12 protein-coding genes are annotated in these 15,733 nt (G+C 54.4%); 4 read left to right on the top strand and 8 right to left on the bottom strand.

Features of this window, described 5'->3' with window-relative positions:
* Positions 1-35 precede the first annotated feature (35 nt).
* On the top strand, positions 36-536 hold the full coding sequence (locus OLX08_RS11085; protein WP_391481445.1) for a prepilin peptidase: 501 nt from the start codon (positions 36-38) through the stop codon (positions 534-536).
* Here OLX08_RS11085 and OLX08_RS11080 read toward each other — a convergent pair.
* The gene (locus OLX08_RS11080; RefSeq protein ID WP_391481444.1) at positions 533-2,164 is read right to left on the bottom strand and encodes a hypothetical protein; all 1,632 of its coding nucleotides are present in this window, start codon (positions 2,162-2,164) and stop codon (positions 533-535) included. The two genes, OLX08_RS11085 and OLX08_RS11080, sit on opposite strands and share 4 nt — an antisense overlap.
* Positions 2,165-2,329: 165 nt before the next feature.
* Between OLX08_RS11080 and OLX08_RS11075 the strand changes: the two genes are divergently transcribed.
* The 3 genes from OLX08_RS11075 to pdeM all read left to right on the top strand — a co-directional run bounded on the left by OLX08_RS11075 (position 2,330) and on the right by pdeM (position 6,868).
* On the top strand, positions 2,330-3,643 hold the full coding sequence (locus OLX08_RS11075; RefSeq protein ID WP_391481442.1) for an ATPase: 1,314 nt from the start codon (positions 2,330-2,332) through the stop codon (positions 3,641-3,643).
* Between the two features lie 76 nt (positions 3,644-3,719).
* Positions 3,720-6,155 carry a ligase-associated DNA damage response DEXH box helicase gene (locus tag OLX08_RS11070; protein WP_391481441.1) on the top strand — a complete coding sequence of 812 codons (2,436 nt, stop codon included), beginning with the start codon at positions 3,720-3,722 and terminating at the stop codon, positions 6,153-6,155.
* A 38-nt stretch (positions 6,156-6,193) separates the two neighbouring features.
* Positions 6,194-6,868: a ligase-associated DNA damage response endonuclease PdeM gene (pdeM, locus tag OLX08_RS11065; RefSeq protein ID WP_391481440.1), complete on the top strand. Its 675-nt coding sequence runs from the start codon at positions 6,194-6,196 to the stop codon at positions 6,866-6,868.
* Here the strand turns inward: pdeM and folD are convergent.
* The 7 genes from folD to tolB all read right to left on the bottom strand — a co-directional run bounded on the left by folD (position 6,858) and on the right by tolB (position 15,718).
* The gene (gene folD / locus OLX08_RS11060; protein WP_391481439.1) at positions 6,858-7,760 is read right to left on the bottom strand and encodes a bifunctional methylenetetrahydrofolate dehydrogenase/methenyltetrahydrofolate cyclohydrolase FolD; all 903 of its coding nucleotides are present in this window, start codon (positions 7,758-7,760) and stop codon (positions 6,858-6,860) included. The two genes, pdeM and folD, sit on opposite strands and share 11 nt — an antisense overlap.
* An 83-nt stretch (positions 7,761-7,843) precedes the next feature.
* A complete protein-coding gene (locus OLX08_RS11055) occupies positions 7,844-9,520 on the bottom strand; it encodes a formate--tetrahydrofolate ligase (RefSeq protein ID WP_391481438.1) in 1,677 nt (558 codons plus the stop codon).
* A 225-nt stretch (positions 9,521-9,745) separates the two neighbouring features.
* Positions 9,746-11,659 (bottom strand): ATP-dependent zinc metalloprotease FtsH, encoded by a 1,914-nt coding sequence (gene ftsH, locus OLX08_RS11050; protein WP_048599626.1) that lies wholly within the window; start codon positions 11,657-11,659, stop codon positions 9,746-9,748.
* 89 nt (positions 11,660-11,748) lie between these two features.
* A complete protein-coding gene (gene tilS / locus OLX08_RS11045) occupies positions 11,749-12,981 on the bottom strand; it encodes a tRNA lysidine(34) synthetase TilS (RefSeq protein WP_391481436.1) in 1,233 nt (410 codons plus the stop codon).
* 3 nt (positions 12,982-12,984) lie between these two features.
* Positions 12,985-13,800 carry a tol-pal system protein YbgF gene (ybgF, locus tag OLX08_RS11040; RefSeq protein ID WP_391481434.1) on the bottom strand — a complete coding sequence of 272 codons (816 nt, stop codon included), beginning with the start codon at positions 13,798-13,800 and terminating at the stop codon, positions 12,985-12,987.
* Positions 13,800-14,324 carry a peptidoglycan-associated lipoprotein Pal gene (gene pal, locus OLX08_RS11035; RefSeq protein WP_391481433.1) on the bottom strand — a complete coding sequence of 175 codons (525 nt, stop codon included), beginning with the start codon at positions 14,322-14,324 and terminating at the stop codon, positions 13,800-13,802. Before pal ends, ybgF begins: the two co-directional genes overlap by 1 nt.
* Before the next feature lie 62 nt (positions 14,325-14,386).
* A complete protein-coding gene (gene tolB / locus OLX08_RS11030; RefSeq protein WP_334066558.1) occupies positions 14,387-15,718 on the bottom strand; it encodes a Tol-Pal system beta propeller repeat protein TolB in 1,332 nt (443 codons plus the stop codon).
* Positions 15,719-15,733: the final 15 nt, after the last annotated feature.

Here is a 15,733-nt window from a genome sequence, read left to right as displayed (position 1 = left end):
TTGCGGCGGCGCCCAACAGCCCTGTCCACACCTTTATGAGTACCTATGTCTTGGCCCCCACTATTGCCCCCACAGTTTTCTTCTGGCTGGCGTTACCCGTCGCAATTTGGGCTGCTTGGTCTGACCTAGCGCGGATGCGCATTCCCAACATGTCAGTTGTCGCACTGCTTTGCATCTTCGCGTTGGCGGGTTTTGCAGTGTTGCCTTTTGATCAATACCTTTACCGCTGGCTTCATTTTGTCGTTGTCCTTGTCCTTGGATTTGCGCTGAACAGCACCGGCACATTGGGCGCCGGAGATGCAAAATTTGCTGCAGCCGCAGCCCCGCTTATTCCATTAAGTGACGTGTTGTTTTTGATCATGCTGTTTTGCGCAAACCTGTTAGGTACATGGATTACGCACCGCATAGCAAAACACACTAAGCTACGCACACTTGCGCCGAACTGGAAAAGTTGGAGCACCGGCTGGGACTATCCAATGGGATTTGCACTTAGCTCTACGCTAGTCATGTATCTGGCTATCGCAGCGTTCGTTTAATCACGGATCCGTTCGGCGAGAATATAGGCAGGCGTTTCAAGAACGTTGCGCATTTCGATACCGCTATCTTCCACTGCTGAAAGCACCTCTGCACGCACAGATAAGACACCGGGGCACAGCGGGATCAGCAAATAATCAGCATCCTCAAAGCCCGGTAGCCCGCCGTAATACCAAGGCGCACCATTCTTCAACGGCTCAAAATTGCCAAAAAGCCATAGGGTTGAGAAAACATCTGCAATAAAGATTTTGCTGCCCGCAAATCCGCGCACCTCAAGGTCTTCTGCGACTGCGACAAACCAAGCTTTCATGCCCAATTCCAAGGCACAAATCGGCAATGGCTCATCCTGCCAGCTGCTGGCACCTTTGCGCTCAACATAGGCGGGCATACCGTGGTCGGGCGTATCATAAGGCACGCGCGCATCTAGCTGCATCATCCGGATGGTAGGCGATTGGAAATCAGGCTGATTGGGAAGAACTTCCGTGTACTCGGACACATCGGTGTTGAAGTGCCGCAACGGCGAATAGGCCAAGTTCAGCAGTGATGGCGCGGCCGCAACCAGCGCCACAATGGCCATCGTGTTCAGCGCCTGCCGCATATCCAACCCAAAGAGTGTTTTCGACGGCATGCCAGGCCGCCACGCCAGCAGCAACACCGCCAACATCGGTAGCCACTGCGGATCGTTCCCGAAATTCTGATAGGTGATGTACCAAAACGCGGGGGTTAACAGCAGCATAATTAGCCCTGCTTGTTTTGCCCCACCAGCGCGCAACACAACGACGGCGCAAAGCAACAGGATTGAAAAATGTACGTATGCTGGCGAGGCCATGATCTCTGTCAACGCAAGCCCCGGTGCCACCCGTAGAGCCGATTGCGATGTAGCCAGCATATCGAGAACATAATAAGCCCAGTACTCAACGCCCAAAAACAGCGTCAGCGTGAGGACAATGACCAAGCCAACCGCAAAAGAGAGAGCCAGTGTTCGGTACTGACGCCACTGCAGCAGAGCAACCACCACAGCCGGCAAAAGCGCCACAAAATATGTGACTTTGATCATCGCCAAGGCCGCCATAACCGCACCGATGATAACCCCATCAATTAGCGGTCTGCTCATCTTCAAGGGCGGCAAAGCGCTCAGCGCGATTACGATAAATGACAGCGCCCATGCCCACCGATTATAGTGCATCGAAAACGAAACCGTGGGTTGGCTTTCGCCATGAACCAACGCAAGCACCATGATCATGCAAAGCGCACAGAACCCAAATGCTACCGCACCTTTAAGACGGCTGACTGTCACCCAAAGGACCGCAGGCACCAGCGTAATTGCCATAATGATTTGCGACCAAATCAACGCGTGACCAATCCCAAAGCCGGCCTTGAGCATCTCAGTGATGGGCACGAACGCCAACGCGCCAATCGGCGTCATGAAATCAAAATGGGGCATTTGACCCGCAGCCATTCGTTGGGTGATGGCCATCAAATGCATCATATCGCCTTCATGCTGGCCAACAAAAACACCGCCCTTAGCAAGCGCTAGCCCCCCCATAAAGGCGACAATCCCAAGCATAAAAAGGGTCAAACGAATGACTGGAAGGGAACCGATAGAATTCAGCTGATTGTCTTGATCCATGTCACCAAACCGCCTCATTTTGAACGAAATACTTAAATACCCAAACTATGCTTAGGTCGTGGTTTACTCAGCAAATGTGGCAAGCCCAAAGCCAAAGCGGGTCAAATGTAGGAATTTATGACGTGCGCCATTGTTAGGCGCCGCAGGTTTAACAAGGCATTAACGATGACAATGATGGCACCAAGCGGTGTAATTGCGCCGCCCTCACCAAAGACGCTTGGCGACATGAAGCTGTCACTTGTGATGATGCGGGATATCCTGCTGAAAACAATGTTTCGCTCCAACGTTGAACAGGTGACCGAATTGGCACGTGCAATTGCGTTGCCCCCGCGCGTCACGCAAGAATTGATCGACATTGGCCGCGAGCAGAACCTTATCGAGGCAATGGGCACGCTTCACGCGACTTCCAGCGCCGAAATGGGCTATCATCTGACAGAAAGCGGTAAGGCGCGGGCTTTGGATGCTTTAAGCCAATCAGAATACTACGGCGCTTGTCCAGTTCCCCTTGAAGTTTACCGCGCCCAAGTTGAACGCCAATCCATCAAGAACATCGCCCTAAGCCGCGAAGCCCTGACAGGTGCCATGGGGCATTTGATATTGCCCCCAACACTTTTGGATCAGCTGGGCCCCGCGGTCGGCTCAGGCCGGTCAATCTTGATGTACGGCCCACCCGGAAACGGAAAATCCTCCATCTCAAACGGTATTCGTGACGCATTGGGAGATAAAATCTACATCCCGCGCGCAATCGAATATTCGGGGCAGATCATCACCGTCTATGACCCAATCGTACACACAGCTGCCGAAGAATTAGTCGACGATCCAAACGCACTGCGCCGCACATCGAACGCCTATGATCGCCGATATGTCTATTGTCAGCGGCCAACAGTCATCACCGGTGGCGAGCTGTCCTTGGACATGCTTAATCTGGTCTACAACCCAACCGCGCGCACCTATCAGGCGCCGCTGCAGCTTAAATCCACTGGTGGTGTGTTCATTGTGGACGACCTTGGTCGGCAATCAGAACCGCCCCAAAAATTGATCAACCGTTGGATTGTTCCACTCGAGGAAAGTAAAGACATCTTGGCGTTTCAGTCTGGGGAAAAATTCGAAGTCCCGTTTGACACACTGGTCATCTTTTCAACCAACTTTCATCCCAACGACATCTTCGACAAAGCTGCCCTCCGACGCATCTTTTTCAAGATCAAAATTGACGGACCTAACCAAGCAGACTTTCTCAAAATCTTCGCACTCGTGGCCAAAAACAAGAAAATACCGCTGAATGAAGACGCACTGCGCCATTTGCTAACGGTGAAATACCCCGAAATCGACAATATATATGCAAACTACCAGCCCATATTTTTGATCGACCAGATTATCGCCATTTGCGAATTTGAAGGTATCCCAAGACAAATGAGTCCCGCCCTAATTGACCGGGCATGGGCCAACATGTTCGTACAACACGAGGCGATTGAACACTAAATCGCAGCTTCTTTTGTTTCGTAAATATCCCCGCCGGAGGCATAGATTTTCGAAAAGGAAATCTATCTATTAGAGCATGGAGTTACCAAACCAGATAGAAACGTGGTTCTCGGCGCGCGGATGGCAGTTGCACCAGCACCAACAGGTCATGTTGGAGTGCGCCGATGATCCCGCCACGCTGCTCATCGCGCCAACGGGGGGCGGCAAAACCATGGCTGGTTTTCTGCCCACCCTGTCCGAATTAGCGATGACCGAGCACGAGGGGCTCCACACGCTTTACGTCAGCCCTCTCAAAGCGCTGGCAGCGGATATCAAACGCAACCTTCGAACACCCGTCGATGAAATCGGCCTGCCCATCCGCATTGAAGACCGTACCGGCGACACAACACAGAGCCAGAAAAAGCGCCAACGTGCTGATCCACCCCACATCCTGTTGACTACGCCAGAATCCCTCGCGCTTTTGATCAGCTATCCCGATGCGCCGCGCATGTTCAAAGGCCTACGGCGGATTGTCATTGATGAAATCCACGCATTATCGGAATCCAAACGCGGGGATCAGTTATTTCTGGCTCTTAGCCGTTTACAAGCAATGTGCCCTGATCTTCGCCGTGTTGGGTTGTCCGCCACCGTTGAAGACCCTGCCGCGATTGCGCATCTGATGGCGCGTCATCCTGATCCGTGCAAAATTTTACACGCCGAGGCCGGTGCCCCGCCAGATATTGAAATGCTGGAAATTGATGAAGCGCCTCCTTGGGCGGGATCTGGCGGGCGGTATGCGATACCAAGTGTCCTTCGTGAAATTGCACGGCACAAAACCACACTAATCTTTCACAATACCCGCGCTCAGGCCGAGTTGTTCTTTCACGATTTATGGCTGGCCAATGAAGCACAGCTGCCCATCGCCATCCACCACGGTAGCTTAGCGCGAGAGCAGCGTGAAAAAGTCGAAAGCGCCATGGCCGCGGGCGCTCTGAAGGCCGTTGTGTGCACGGGCTCACTGGACCTTGGGATTGATTGGGGCGACGTTGATTTGGTCATTCAGATCGGTGCCCCAAAGAACGTCAAACGCCTTGTTCAAAGGATCGGGCGTGCCAACCACAGGTACAAGGCGCCTTCCAAAGCACGGCTGGTTCCCGCGAACCGGTTTGAGGTGATGGAATGTATCGCGGCGCTGAACGCAGTGCGGGATCATGATCTTGACGGTGACCCGCGCGGCACTGGCCCCCGTGATGTTTTGTGCCAACACATTCTCATCCGGGCGTGCGCGGGACCATTTAACGCCGATGACCTCTATGCAGAAATCATAAGTGCAGGCGCCTATACCACGCTATCACGGGCGCAATTTGATGGCTGTCTGGAATTTTGTGCAACCGGTGGCTATGCCTTGCGCGCCTATGATCGGTGGCAGCGATTACTGCAAACTACAGACGGTAACTGGCAATTGCGCGACCCGCGCGCCAGTCAGCGGATTCGTATGAACATCGGTACCATTCAGGATACCGACACACTTAAAGTAAGGCTTAAGAACCGCATGGGCGGCAAACCTTTGGGCGAGGTTGAGGAAGGATTTGCCGCAACGCTCACCGCAGGCGATACGTTTTTAATTGGTGGCCAAGTTGTTCGGTATGAAGGGCTGCGCGAGATGACAGTTGAAGTCACACGGCGCGGCGGTGACAAACCAAAGATTGCAACATTTCTCGGCACCAAGTTTGCCACATCAACGCAACTCTCCGAGCGCATCTTGATGATGTTCCAACAACAAGACTGGCCCGAGCTTCCTCCCGCAACCCGCGACTGGCTGCACCTTCAACGAAAAGCAAGTCAGCTTCCCTCCCCCGACCGCTTGATGATCGAAAGTTTTCCCCATGAAGGGCGTGCACAAACAGTGGTTTACGGTTTTGCGGGCCGCAACGCCCAGCAGACCCTTGGCCTCTTGCTGACCAACAAGATGGAAGAAGCAGGTCTGGGCCCTTTGGGCTTTGTGGCCACTGACTATGCTACACTTATCTGGTCGCTTGATCCCGTAACCAACCCACATGACATGCTTAATCCCGCCACAATGCGTGACGGTCTTGAGACATGGTTGGCCGGCAACGCCGTGATGAAGCGAACTTTCAGAGCGAGTGCCACGATCGCAGGTCTCATTGAACGCAACTTGCCGACCGCACGCAAATCGGGCCGCCAAGCGACCTTTAGCAGCGATATCCTGTATGATACGTTGCACAAATATGATCCCGACCACGTAATGATGCAGATCACCCGCGAAGAGGCCATGCGCGGCTTGGTCGATTTTGGCCGCATTGAGCAAATGTTAAGCCGCGTGGAAGACCGTATCGACCTGATTACCCTTGATCGGATCAGCCCCTTGTCTGCCCCTCTCTTCTTGGAAGCAGGCCGTGTACCCGTGCGTGGCTTGGCGGAAGAACGGCTTATGGCAGATGAGGCAGAGCGCCTGATGTCGGCAGCAGGTGTGCCAACGACAGCACCAAAAAGATGGGCCGTACCTTTCTAACCCTTGCGGCTACGCACAGAACGCGGCACGACAACCACATGGCAAGCCACCAATTCATTTTCCAAGGTCACACCCTAGAGGCTCGCGGCGACGGCGCGCTGTTTTGGCCCGCTGAGAGCATGCTGATCGTGTCTGATCTGCATCTTGGAAAATCCGAGCGTATCGCGCGGCGCGGCGGGTCGTTGCTTCCACCCTATGAAACCGATGACACGCTCGGCCGCCTCGACACGGCGATCAATCAGACCAATCCGGCCCACGTGGTTTGTCTTGGTGACAGCTTCGATGACCTAACTGCTGCGGGCCAACTTGATGAGCGGCATCAGACATGGATCACACGGCTGCAAGCAGGCCGGGTGTGGACGTGGATCGAGGGAAATCATGATGCGGGCGATACAGCGTTTGGTGGCACGCACGTCGCTCAACTGACGCATGACGGGCTGATATTTACTCATATCGCCACACCAAAAACCGGCGAAATATCCGGGCATTATCACCCCAAGGCAACGATCAACCTACGTGGGCGGGCTGTAACGCGCCCTGCGTTTCTTTATGACGAATGCCACCTGATGTTACCATCATTCGGCACTTATACGGGCGGGCTAAAAACAACAGACCCAGCTTTGAGCCAACTGTTCACAAAAACGGCGCGGGCCATTTTGACAGGACCCGCGCCGATTGAAATTCCGATGCCGCGTTGGATGATTACGCGGTGAGGCCCTCCGGCTCCGCAAGGCTATTCGCGCGACAGCACGCCGTAACCGTATTGGCTAACAAACACGCAATTGTCATGGGGCCAACACCGCCCGGAACCGGCGTGATGGCACCGGCAACTTCGGCACAACTGGCGTAGTCAACATCGCCCACAAGGCGGGTTTTACCCTCACCTTTTTCAGGCGCATCAATTCGGTTAATGCCAACATCGATCACAGTCGCGCCTTGCTTGATCCAATCGCCAGGCACCATCTCTGGGCGCCCAACTGCAGCGACAACGATATCGGCCCCCCGCACAACATCAGCCAAATCTTTCGTACGCGAATGTGCAATGGTCACCGTGGCACTGTCATTCAGCAAAAGTTGGGCCATCGGTTTGCCCACGATGTTAGAACGTCCAATCACCACAGCATTCATCCCACTGATCGAGCCATGATGATCCCGCAGCATCATCAAACAGCCAAGCGGCGTACAAGGCACCATTGATTTTTGCCCGGTCCCAAGTAGCCCAACATTCGAAATATGGAAGCCGTCGACGTCCTTAGCAGGAGAAATCGAATTGATAATCAGGTCCTCATCCAAATGCTTTGGCAGCGGCAGCTGACACAAAATGCCATGCACCGCAGGATCGTTATTGAGCTTTTCAATCAGCCCAAGCAGGTCTTCCTCCGAGGTATTCACGTCCAGCTTGTGCTCAAAACTGTTCATGCCAACTTCGACGGTCATCTTACCTTTGGAGCGCACATAGACTTGGCTCGCCGGATCTTCACCCACCAGCACAACCGCAAGGCCAGGTGTAATGCCGTTTTCGTCTTTCAGACGTGTCACATGACCAGCCACTTTGGCACGTACGCGCGCTGCAAATTCTTTACCGTCAATAACTGTAGCAGTCATTTTAATCTCTTCTTTTGTTTTCAAATATCCTCACCGAAGGTCAAAGCGCGCGTGGCTCAATGCCGCGCGCGCTTTAGTTTCGATCAGAACAGGCCTTCGATTTGGCCATCATCATTCAGGTGAATGTTTTCTGCGGACGGAACGCGCGGAAGACCTGGCATGGTCATGATTTCACCGCAAACGACCACAACAAAACCTGCACCTGCACTCAGGCGTACTTCACGCACCGGCACCGAGTGACCAACGGGCGCACCGCGCAGGTTCGGGTCCGTGCTGAACGAGTATTGCGTCTTAGCCATACAGATCGGCAAGTGGCCATAGCCCTGATCTTCCCAAAGTTTCAACTGATCGCGAATTTTCTGATCCGCGAGAACTTCGTCGGCGCGGTAGATGGTCTTGGCGATTGTGTTGATTTTCTCCATCAACGACATGTCATCTGGATAAATCGGAGCAAACTGGGCTGCACCACTTTCGGCAATCTCGGCCACACGTTTCGCCAGTGCCTCGGAGCCTTCAGAGCCCAATTCCCAGTGCCGTGAAAGAATAGCTTCGGACCCTTGGGTCGCAACGTAGTCCTTAACTGCCTGAACTTCAGCGTCCGTATCGGTGACAAAATGGTTGATCGCAACAACCACAGGCACGCCGAATGATTTGAGGTTGCCAATGTGGCGTCCAAGGTTCGCACAGCCTTCTTTCACCGCATCAACGTTTTCAGCGCCAAGGGCCGCTTTCGCCACGCCGCCGTTCATTTTCATTGCCCGGACAGTTGCAACCAAAACAACGCAGTCCGGCGCGAGGCCTGCTTTACGGCACTTGATGTTCATGAATTTCTCAGCGCCAAGGTCCGCGCCAAAGCCCGCCTCGGTCACAACAAAATCTGCAATTTTGAGCGCAGTGTTCGTAGCAATCACAGAGTTACAGCCGTGCGCAATATTGGCAAACGGGCCACCATGTACAAACGCAGGGTTATTCTCAAGCGTCTGAACAAGGTTGGGCTGCATCGCATCTTTCAAAAGTACGGTCATCGCACCATCGGCCTTGATATCGCGACAGAACACAGGGCTACGGTCACGACGGTAAGCCACGATCATATCGCCAAGACGCTGCTGCAAGTCCTTGAGGTTGTTGGCCAAGCACAAGATCGCCATGACTTCGGATGCAACCGTAATGTCAAACCCAGCCTCACGCGGAAAGCCGTTTGCCACGCCACCTAAAGAAGCGGTGATCTGGCGAAGGGCGCGGTCATTCATGTCAACAACGCGCTTCCACTGAACACGGCGGATGTCGATTTCTTGCTCGTTGCCCCAATAAATGTGGTTATCGATCATCGCAGAAAGCAGTGAGTGCGCCGAGGTAATCGCGTGGAAGTCACCGGTAAAATGCAGGTTCATGTCTTCCATCGGAACGATTTGCGCGTAACCACCACCCGCAGCGCCGCCCTTCATGCCGAAGTTTGGCCCAAGCGATGCTTCACGAATACAAACAGCCGCTTTTTTGCCAATGCGGTTCAGACCATCACCAAGGCCTACGGTGGTTGTGGTTTTGCCTTCACCAGCTGGAGTTGGGTTAATTGCAGTCACAAGGATCAGTTTACCGCTCTCGTTACCTTGAACAGAGTCGATGAATTTCTGGCTGACCTTGGCTTTATCGTGGCCGTAGGGAAGCAGATCATCAGAACCAATGCCCAGTTTTGCACCAATCTCTTGGATCGGCTTCTTGTTCGCTTCGCGAGCAATTTCGATGTCGGTCTTATATGCCATGGCGCAGGGTTCCCTATTGATGTCCACGTTTCGTTGAGTCGTTGGTAGAGCCATCATTTGAAATCACGCCTGTCGATTCCGACAATTTACGGCGCGTCACCGTCCACCGCCGTATACGAAGTTTCCGATTTGCATCATTCTTAGCTGGGGCAGTCGCCCGTCCAAAAAGAAAAAGCCCCGCCGAAATCATCGACGGGGCTTTGAAAATTAGCACATAAAGCTGGCTTAAGTCGGCTCGGGCAAGCCACCTTCATCACCGGATGACGGCTTGCGACGCTTGGCTTTCGGCACCGCTGTGACTGATGGAGCAGAACCATCGTCTTTGTCGTCCTCATCGTTGCTCAGATGTGGTGGTTCGCCGCGCATCACACGCTTGATCTCTTCGCCAGTAAGCGTTTCATATTCCAACAGCCCTTGGGCAAGGCGCTCAAACTCTTCGGATTTTTCCCGAATAATCTCAGCCGCTTTGTCGTAGCCACGTTGGATAAACCCGCGCACTTCTTCCTCGATCAGCTCTTTGGTGTTAGCCGAGACCGAGAAACCGGCAGTGTTGCCAGAGTATCCTTCAGCAGCTTCTGCATAGTCAATGTTCCCAACTTTATCAGACATCCCCCACCGCAGCACCATCGCACGGGCCAGTTGGCTGGCTTGCTGAATGTCGCCAGCGGGTCCGTTTGACACAGCGTCCTCGCCATATTTAAAGATTTCCGCCGCTTTGCCTGCCATAGTCATGGCAAGACGTTGGTGGCATTCATCTTTAAACATGTTGAGACGGTCCATTTCAGGCAGGCTCATCACCATACCCAACGCACCACCGCGCGGAATAATCGTTGCCTTATAAACAGGATCACATTTCGGTAGACTGATACCAACGATGGCGTGACCTGCTTCATGGTATGCGGTCATTTCTTTTTGTTCGGCTGTCATGACCATGCTGCGGCGCTCTGCACCCATCATAACTTTGTCTTTCGCCGACTCAAAGTCTTCCATCGTTACAAAACGGCGACCAACACGCGCTGCCATCAAGGCAGACTCGTTCACAAGGTTCGCCAGATCGGCGCCTGAGAAACCAGGCGTTCCGCGTGCAATAATGCGCAAATCAACATCAGGGCCAAGCGGTGTTTTGCGTGCGTGTACACCCAGAATTTTCTCACGACCTTTGATATCTGGGTTAGGCACAGTGACCTGACGGTCAAATCGACCAGGACGCAACAATGCCGGATCAAGCACATCACGACGGTTTGTGGCCGCAACGATGATGACGCCTTCGTTTGCTTCAAAGCCGTCCATCTCAACCAACAGTTGGTTCAGCGTTTGCTCACGTTCGTCATTGCCGCCGCCGTAGCCAGAACCACGTGCGCGGCCGACTGCGTCAATTTCGTCGATGAACACAATGCAAGGCGCGTTCTTTTTGGCATCCGCAAACATGTCACGGACACGCGACGCACCAACACCTACGAACATCTCAACGAAATCCGAACCCGAAATAGTAAAGAAGGGCACACCAGCCTCACCCGCGATTGCACGTGCGAGAAGTGTTTTACCCGTACCCGGAGGACCAACAAGAAGCGCCCCTTTGGGAATTTTACCACCCAAGCGGCTGAATTTCTGTGGGTTGCGCAAGAACTCAACGATCTCTTCAAGCTCTTCTTTAGCTTCATCGATACCTGCAACGTCATCAAACGTCACACGGCCATGTTTTTCGGTCAGCAGCTTAGCTTTTGATTTCCCAAAGCCCATCGCCCCGCCTTTGCCGCCACCTTGCATGCGCTGCATGAAGAAAATCCACACACCGATCAGCAACAGGATTGGCAACAGGTTAAAGAGCAGCGCCTGGAAGCCGCTGGTTTCCTGTGATTTTGCCTCAAACGGAATGTCGCTGGCCAACAAAAGATCAGTCACTTCCGCGTCACGCGGCATGATCGTTGTGTAATCACGGCCATCGGTCCCGCGATATGTGACGCGTTCACCGTCAACGCGGGCATTGGCAACTTCGTTACCTTCAATGGCGTCTACAAACTGAGAATAGCTAACTTCAGAGCTGTTTGCCGTGCTTTGGCCGCCTCCAACAAGTTGGAATAGGGCCAGCACAAGCAGGCCAAGAACGATCCAAAAGGCGAAATTTCGCGCGTTACCCAAGGGAGGTCTCCTCAATGTGGGGAATCGCATCACCCCCTAGAGGGCGTGCATAACTGTTAGGTCTTAAAATAGAGACTACATCCCCAACTTCAATGCGTTAAAAGGGAACTGATGTAAGATGTCGCGCATTTTGCGCTCCATGCAGCATTAAATGAGGCCAAAGGAGCGGCAATTAGCCGGTCTGCGCGCCAAACAGATGGTGACGCCATCAATGAACGGCGCGGCAATCCCGCTGCGCGCCAGTCAGGCAACTGGCCCAAGCCTTCTTCACCCAACGCGCGCACCTCATCGCCCAATTCAGCTGGTCCAGCAAGTTGCCAGCGGCCATCCCACAGTGCGCTCGGTTGGGCGGTTGCATCCCAAACCGCGTTAAATTCCCGGCCAATGCGAATATCTGCTGCACCGGCCGTAATCAAACAGCCATGAAGCGTTTTGGTCTGTCGCATATCGATCGCTTGCGCGACTTCCATAAGGGCATCATGGCGCGGGGTATAATCCGCACTGGCCACCCATTGAAGGGCACCGTTTAAAAGGCGGCGCTGCAATTCAGGATGCGCAATAGAGAACCGTTTGGCGTCAATGATAACGTCGCCTGCTTCCTCGTGTGTGATCCGGTCAGCAAGCTCATAGACGGCTTGCCCCAAGGCGGACCGCTCAGCACGCAACTTAGCCGCGACACTGCCCAACACATCAGACGTGATCCCCATTTCACCCAAATGTTCAAGCAGCTGGCGTGCCTTTACGCGCTCAAATGCATCGTTGTCATTGGAAGGATCATCAACCCAAGCAACACCTGTTTCATGCAAGTAGTGGCGAAGATCGGCACGGCTCATATCCAACAGGGGGCGATCAAAACGCATCCCGTTTTTGTCCGCGCGTGCGGCCATTGCGGCCAAACCATCAACACCTGATTTACGAGCCAGCCGCATCAAGAATGTCTCAGCGACATCATCGCGGGTATGACCAAGTGTCACAAAATGAACACCGCGCTTTTTGCCCCACCGCGCCAAAAGGCCATAACGCGCACGGCGTGCTTCGTCTTGGACATTGCCGCTGCCGTTCCATGCGGTCCAACGCAGGGTATCGTGCGGAATATTGAGGGCGGCACAAATGCGGCCAACATAGGCAGCCTCCTCAGCCGCCTCTTTTCGCAAACCATGATCAACCGTGGCCGCAACAATCTTTGCACGTCCCCAATCGTTCAACAGATGCAGCAGTGCAAGGCTATCAGACCCACCAGATACCGCCACACCGATCAATGCAGGCGGTTCCCAGCCATAGAGCTGATCCAGTTTGTCAATCAGAACAGCCGTTGAAACCACGCGCTATTCGCAGCCCATGTTCAAACGCGCGGCCGCCGCTTGGGCAGCTTCGGGGGCAGAGGCAAAACGACTTGTGACCTCACCCAAGGTAACGCAGGCCTCAGATGTCTGGCCCAAATCAGCGAGGGATGTGCCAAGCCTATACAGCGCAGGGGCAGCCTCAGGGCCACTTGGCGCACCAGAAAACGCATCAAGATAGGCACGCGCAGCCGGTGCCATATCGCCCAGCCCCGCAAGTGCATCACCACGCAACAAATTGGCACGGGTCGCTAGCGGCCCGCCTGGGTAGGTCTCAGTAAAGGCCGCAAACTGGTCCGCGGCGCTGCGAAAGTCACCTGAAGTGAGGGCCGCCTCAGCTCGCTCAAAGTCTGTCTGCTCGCCAATGGCCAGTGAAACATCATTTTCCTCTTGAACTACGACATTCGTAGCAGGCCCTACAACTTCAACGCCGCCTAATACGGCAGTCGACCCGATGGTGGCGATGTCACAGGCGGGATCAAGATCGCAAATGCGGAAGTTCAAATCATCAAGGCGGTTTGTTCCATCACGCACCACCGAATTAATGCGAATATCCAATTGCTCGGTCTTTGCAGTCAACTGAGACAAAGTCGCCTCAAGGGTCTCAATGCGCGCAAGAGTAGAAACATCCCCCGCAAGCGGATTGGTGCTGCCGGTGGCGGATAGTTCGGCGCGCAGGCTGTTGATTTCGGCGGCAAGTCGGGACAGGTCCGCCCGCACATCCCCCAAAGTTTCCGCGCTTAGCGCTGCCCCGCAAGGCAGCAGCGCAGCACAAATTGCAACAACGCGCAGCGCCCGCATCAGCTTGTGCCTGATCCGGACAAGATGGTCACCGCGCGGCGGTTTTGCGCATAACAACTCTCGGTCGAACACGCGGCGATCGGGCGTTCCTTGCCATATGTCAGCGTACGCAGGCGCGTGCCTGCGATGCCTTGGCTGACCAGATATTCACGCACCGCGTTAGAGCGCCGCGCACCAAGGGCCAAGTTATACTCACGCGTGCCCTGCTCATCCGCGTGACCTTCGATCACGGCAATAAATGCAGGGTTGGCACGCAGCCAAGCCACCTGACCATCCAAAATAGAGCGCCCCGAAGCGTTCAACGTGCTTTGGTCCACATCAAACAGGATTTTATTCCCAACGGTCTCGTTGAAATAACCGACGGACGCGGGATCAAGTGCGCTGACACCCACCCCACCGTTGGAACCAAACGCGCCATTTCCACTGCCGCCAATACCCCCGCCAGAGCCGAATAGGGTGCCGTTACTACAGGCGGCCAATGACATGCCCGCGATAAGCAGTGCTGATTTTGTCAACGTCTTCATAAGTGATGTCCTGTCTTAGATGAGCTGCAATTATTGTTGTTGTTTGGTGTCAAATTAGCACATCAGCGCTGTAAAGGCGACCATGAAGGATCAGATGCCGCTGTTTGAGTGCGCACTTTTGCGAGATTACGCCCCGAAATATCCACTGAATAAAGCGCAGGCGCGCCATTTGCGCCTTGGGTTTCACGGGTAAACATGATGACCCGACCATTGGGCGACCACGTTGGGCCCTCATCAAGGAAGGACGCGGTCAAAAGCCGCTCCTCAGAACCATCCGTGCGCATCACGCCAATATGAAACCGGCCACGATTTTGCTTGGTAAAGGCAATCAAATCCCCCTTCGGCGACCAAACGGGCGTGCCGTAGCGTCCCGCACCTGTGCTAATGCGGCGCGCCTCACCACCTGTGGCGGGCATAATGTACAGCTGCGGCGAGCCTGAGCGATCACTTTCAAACACAATGCTGCGCCCGTCAGGTGAATAACTTGGGGCCGTTTCAATGGCTGGGGTCGACGTCAGGCGTGTGCGCGCATTGGTGCGCACATCAAGCGTATAAAGATCCGTGTTGCCCCCAGTTGTGAGCGAGAACACCACTGTCCGCCCATCGGGCGCAAAACGCGGCGCAAAACTCATGGAGCCGTCGGGAACATCAAGCGCGCGTCGTGACACGCGGCCCACGTCCAGCACGTAGATGCGCGGGAAGCCTGTCTCGTAGCTGGTGTAGAGCACCCGCTCACCGTCAGGCGAAAAACGTGGTGCAAGCACAATGGCGCTGCTATCCGTCAGGTATTGAACGTTTGCACCGTCAAAATCCATGATCCCAAGGCGTTTGGCACGGTTCTCTTTGGGGCCAGTTTCGCCGACGAAAACAACGCGACTGTCAAAATAAGGCCCCTCGCCAGTGATGCGCGCATAAACCTCGTCGGCCACCTTATGGGCGATCCGGCGCCAGCCATCAGTGGTGCCGACAAACTGAAGGCCTTGGCCCAATTCGGAGCCAGTAAATACATCATACAGGCGGAACTTAACGGTCACGCGGCCATTGCCGCTGACTGAAACTGCACCCGTAATAAGCGCTTGGGCGTTGATCGCGCGCCAATCGGGGTATTGCACTGGCGCGCCAAAGGCGCTGATTTGGCTAATGAACGCTTCCGGCTGGATTTGGCGGAACAACCCAGTGCCGCGCAAATCATCTGCAACCAGACCACTGATCTGCTGGGCCATCTCACCCGCGTTGGATGTCTCGGAAATGAAGGTGGGCAAAGCAAAGGGCAGCGGCTCAATGACGCCGTCCGTAATCTCAAGCCGCAGGGGCTGTGCCACGCTTGTGCTGGGGGCGATGCATCCAAGGGTTGCGGACGCTGCAAACAAAATGGCACCAATAAACTGCCTCATAAACCTATCCCTCAT

Source organism: Nereida ignava, assembly GCF_047114695.1.
GTDB lineage: Bacteria > Pseudomonadota > Alphaproteobacteria > Rhodobacterales > Rhodobacteraceae > Nereida > Nereida ignava.
The sequence above is the reverse complement of the archived record's forward strand: the minus strand, read 5'-3'. Positions and strand labels throughout refer to the sequence as shown.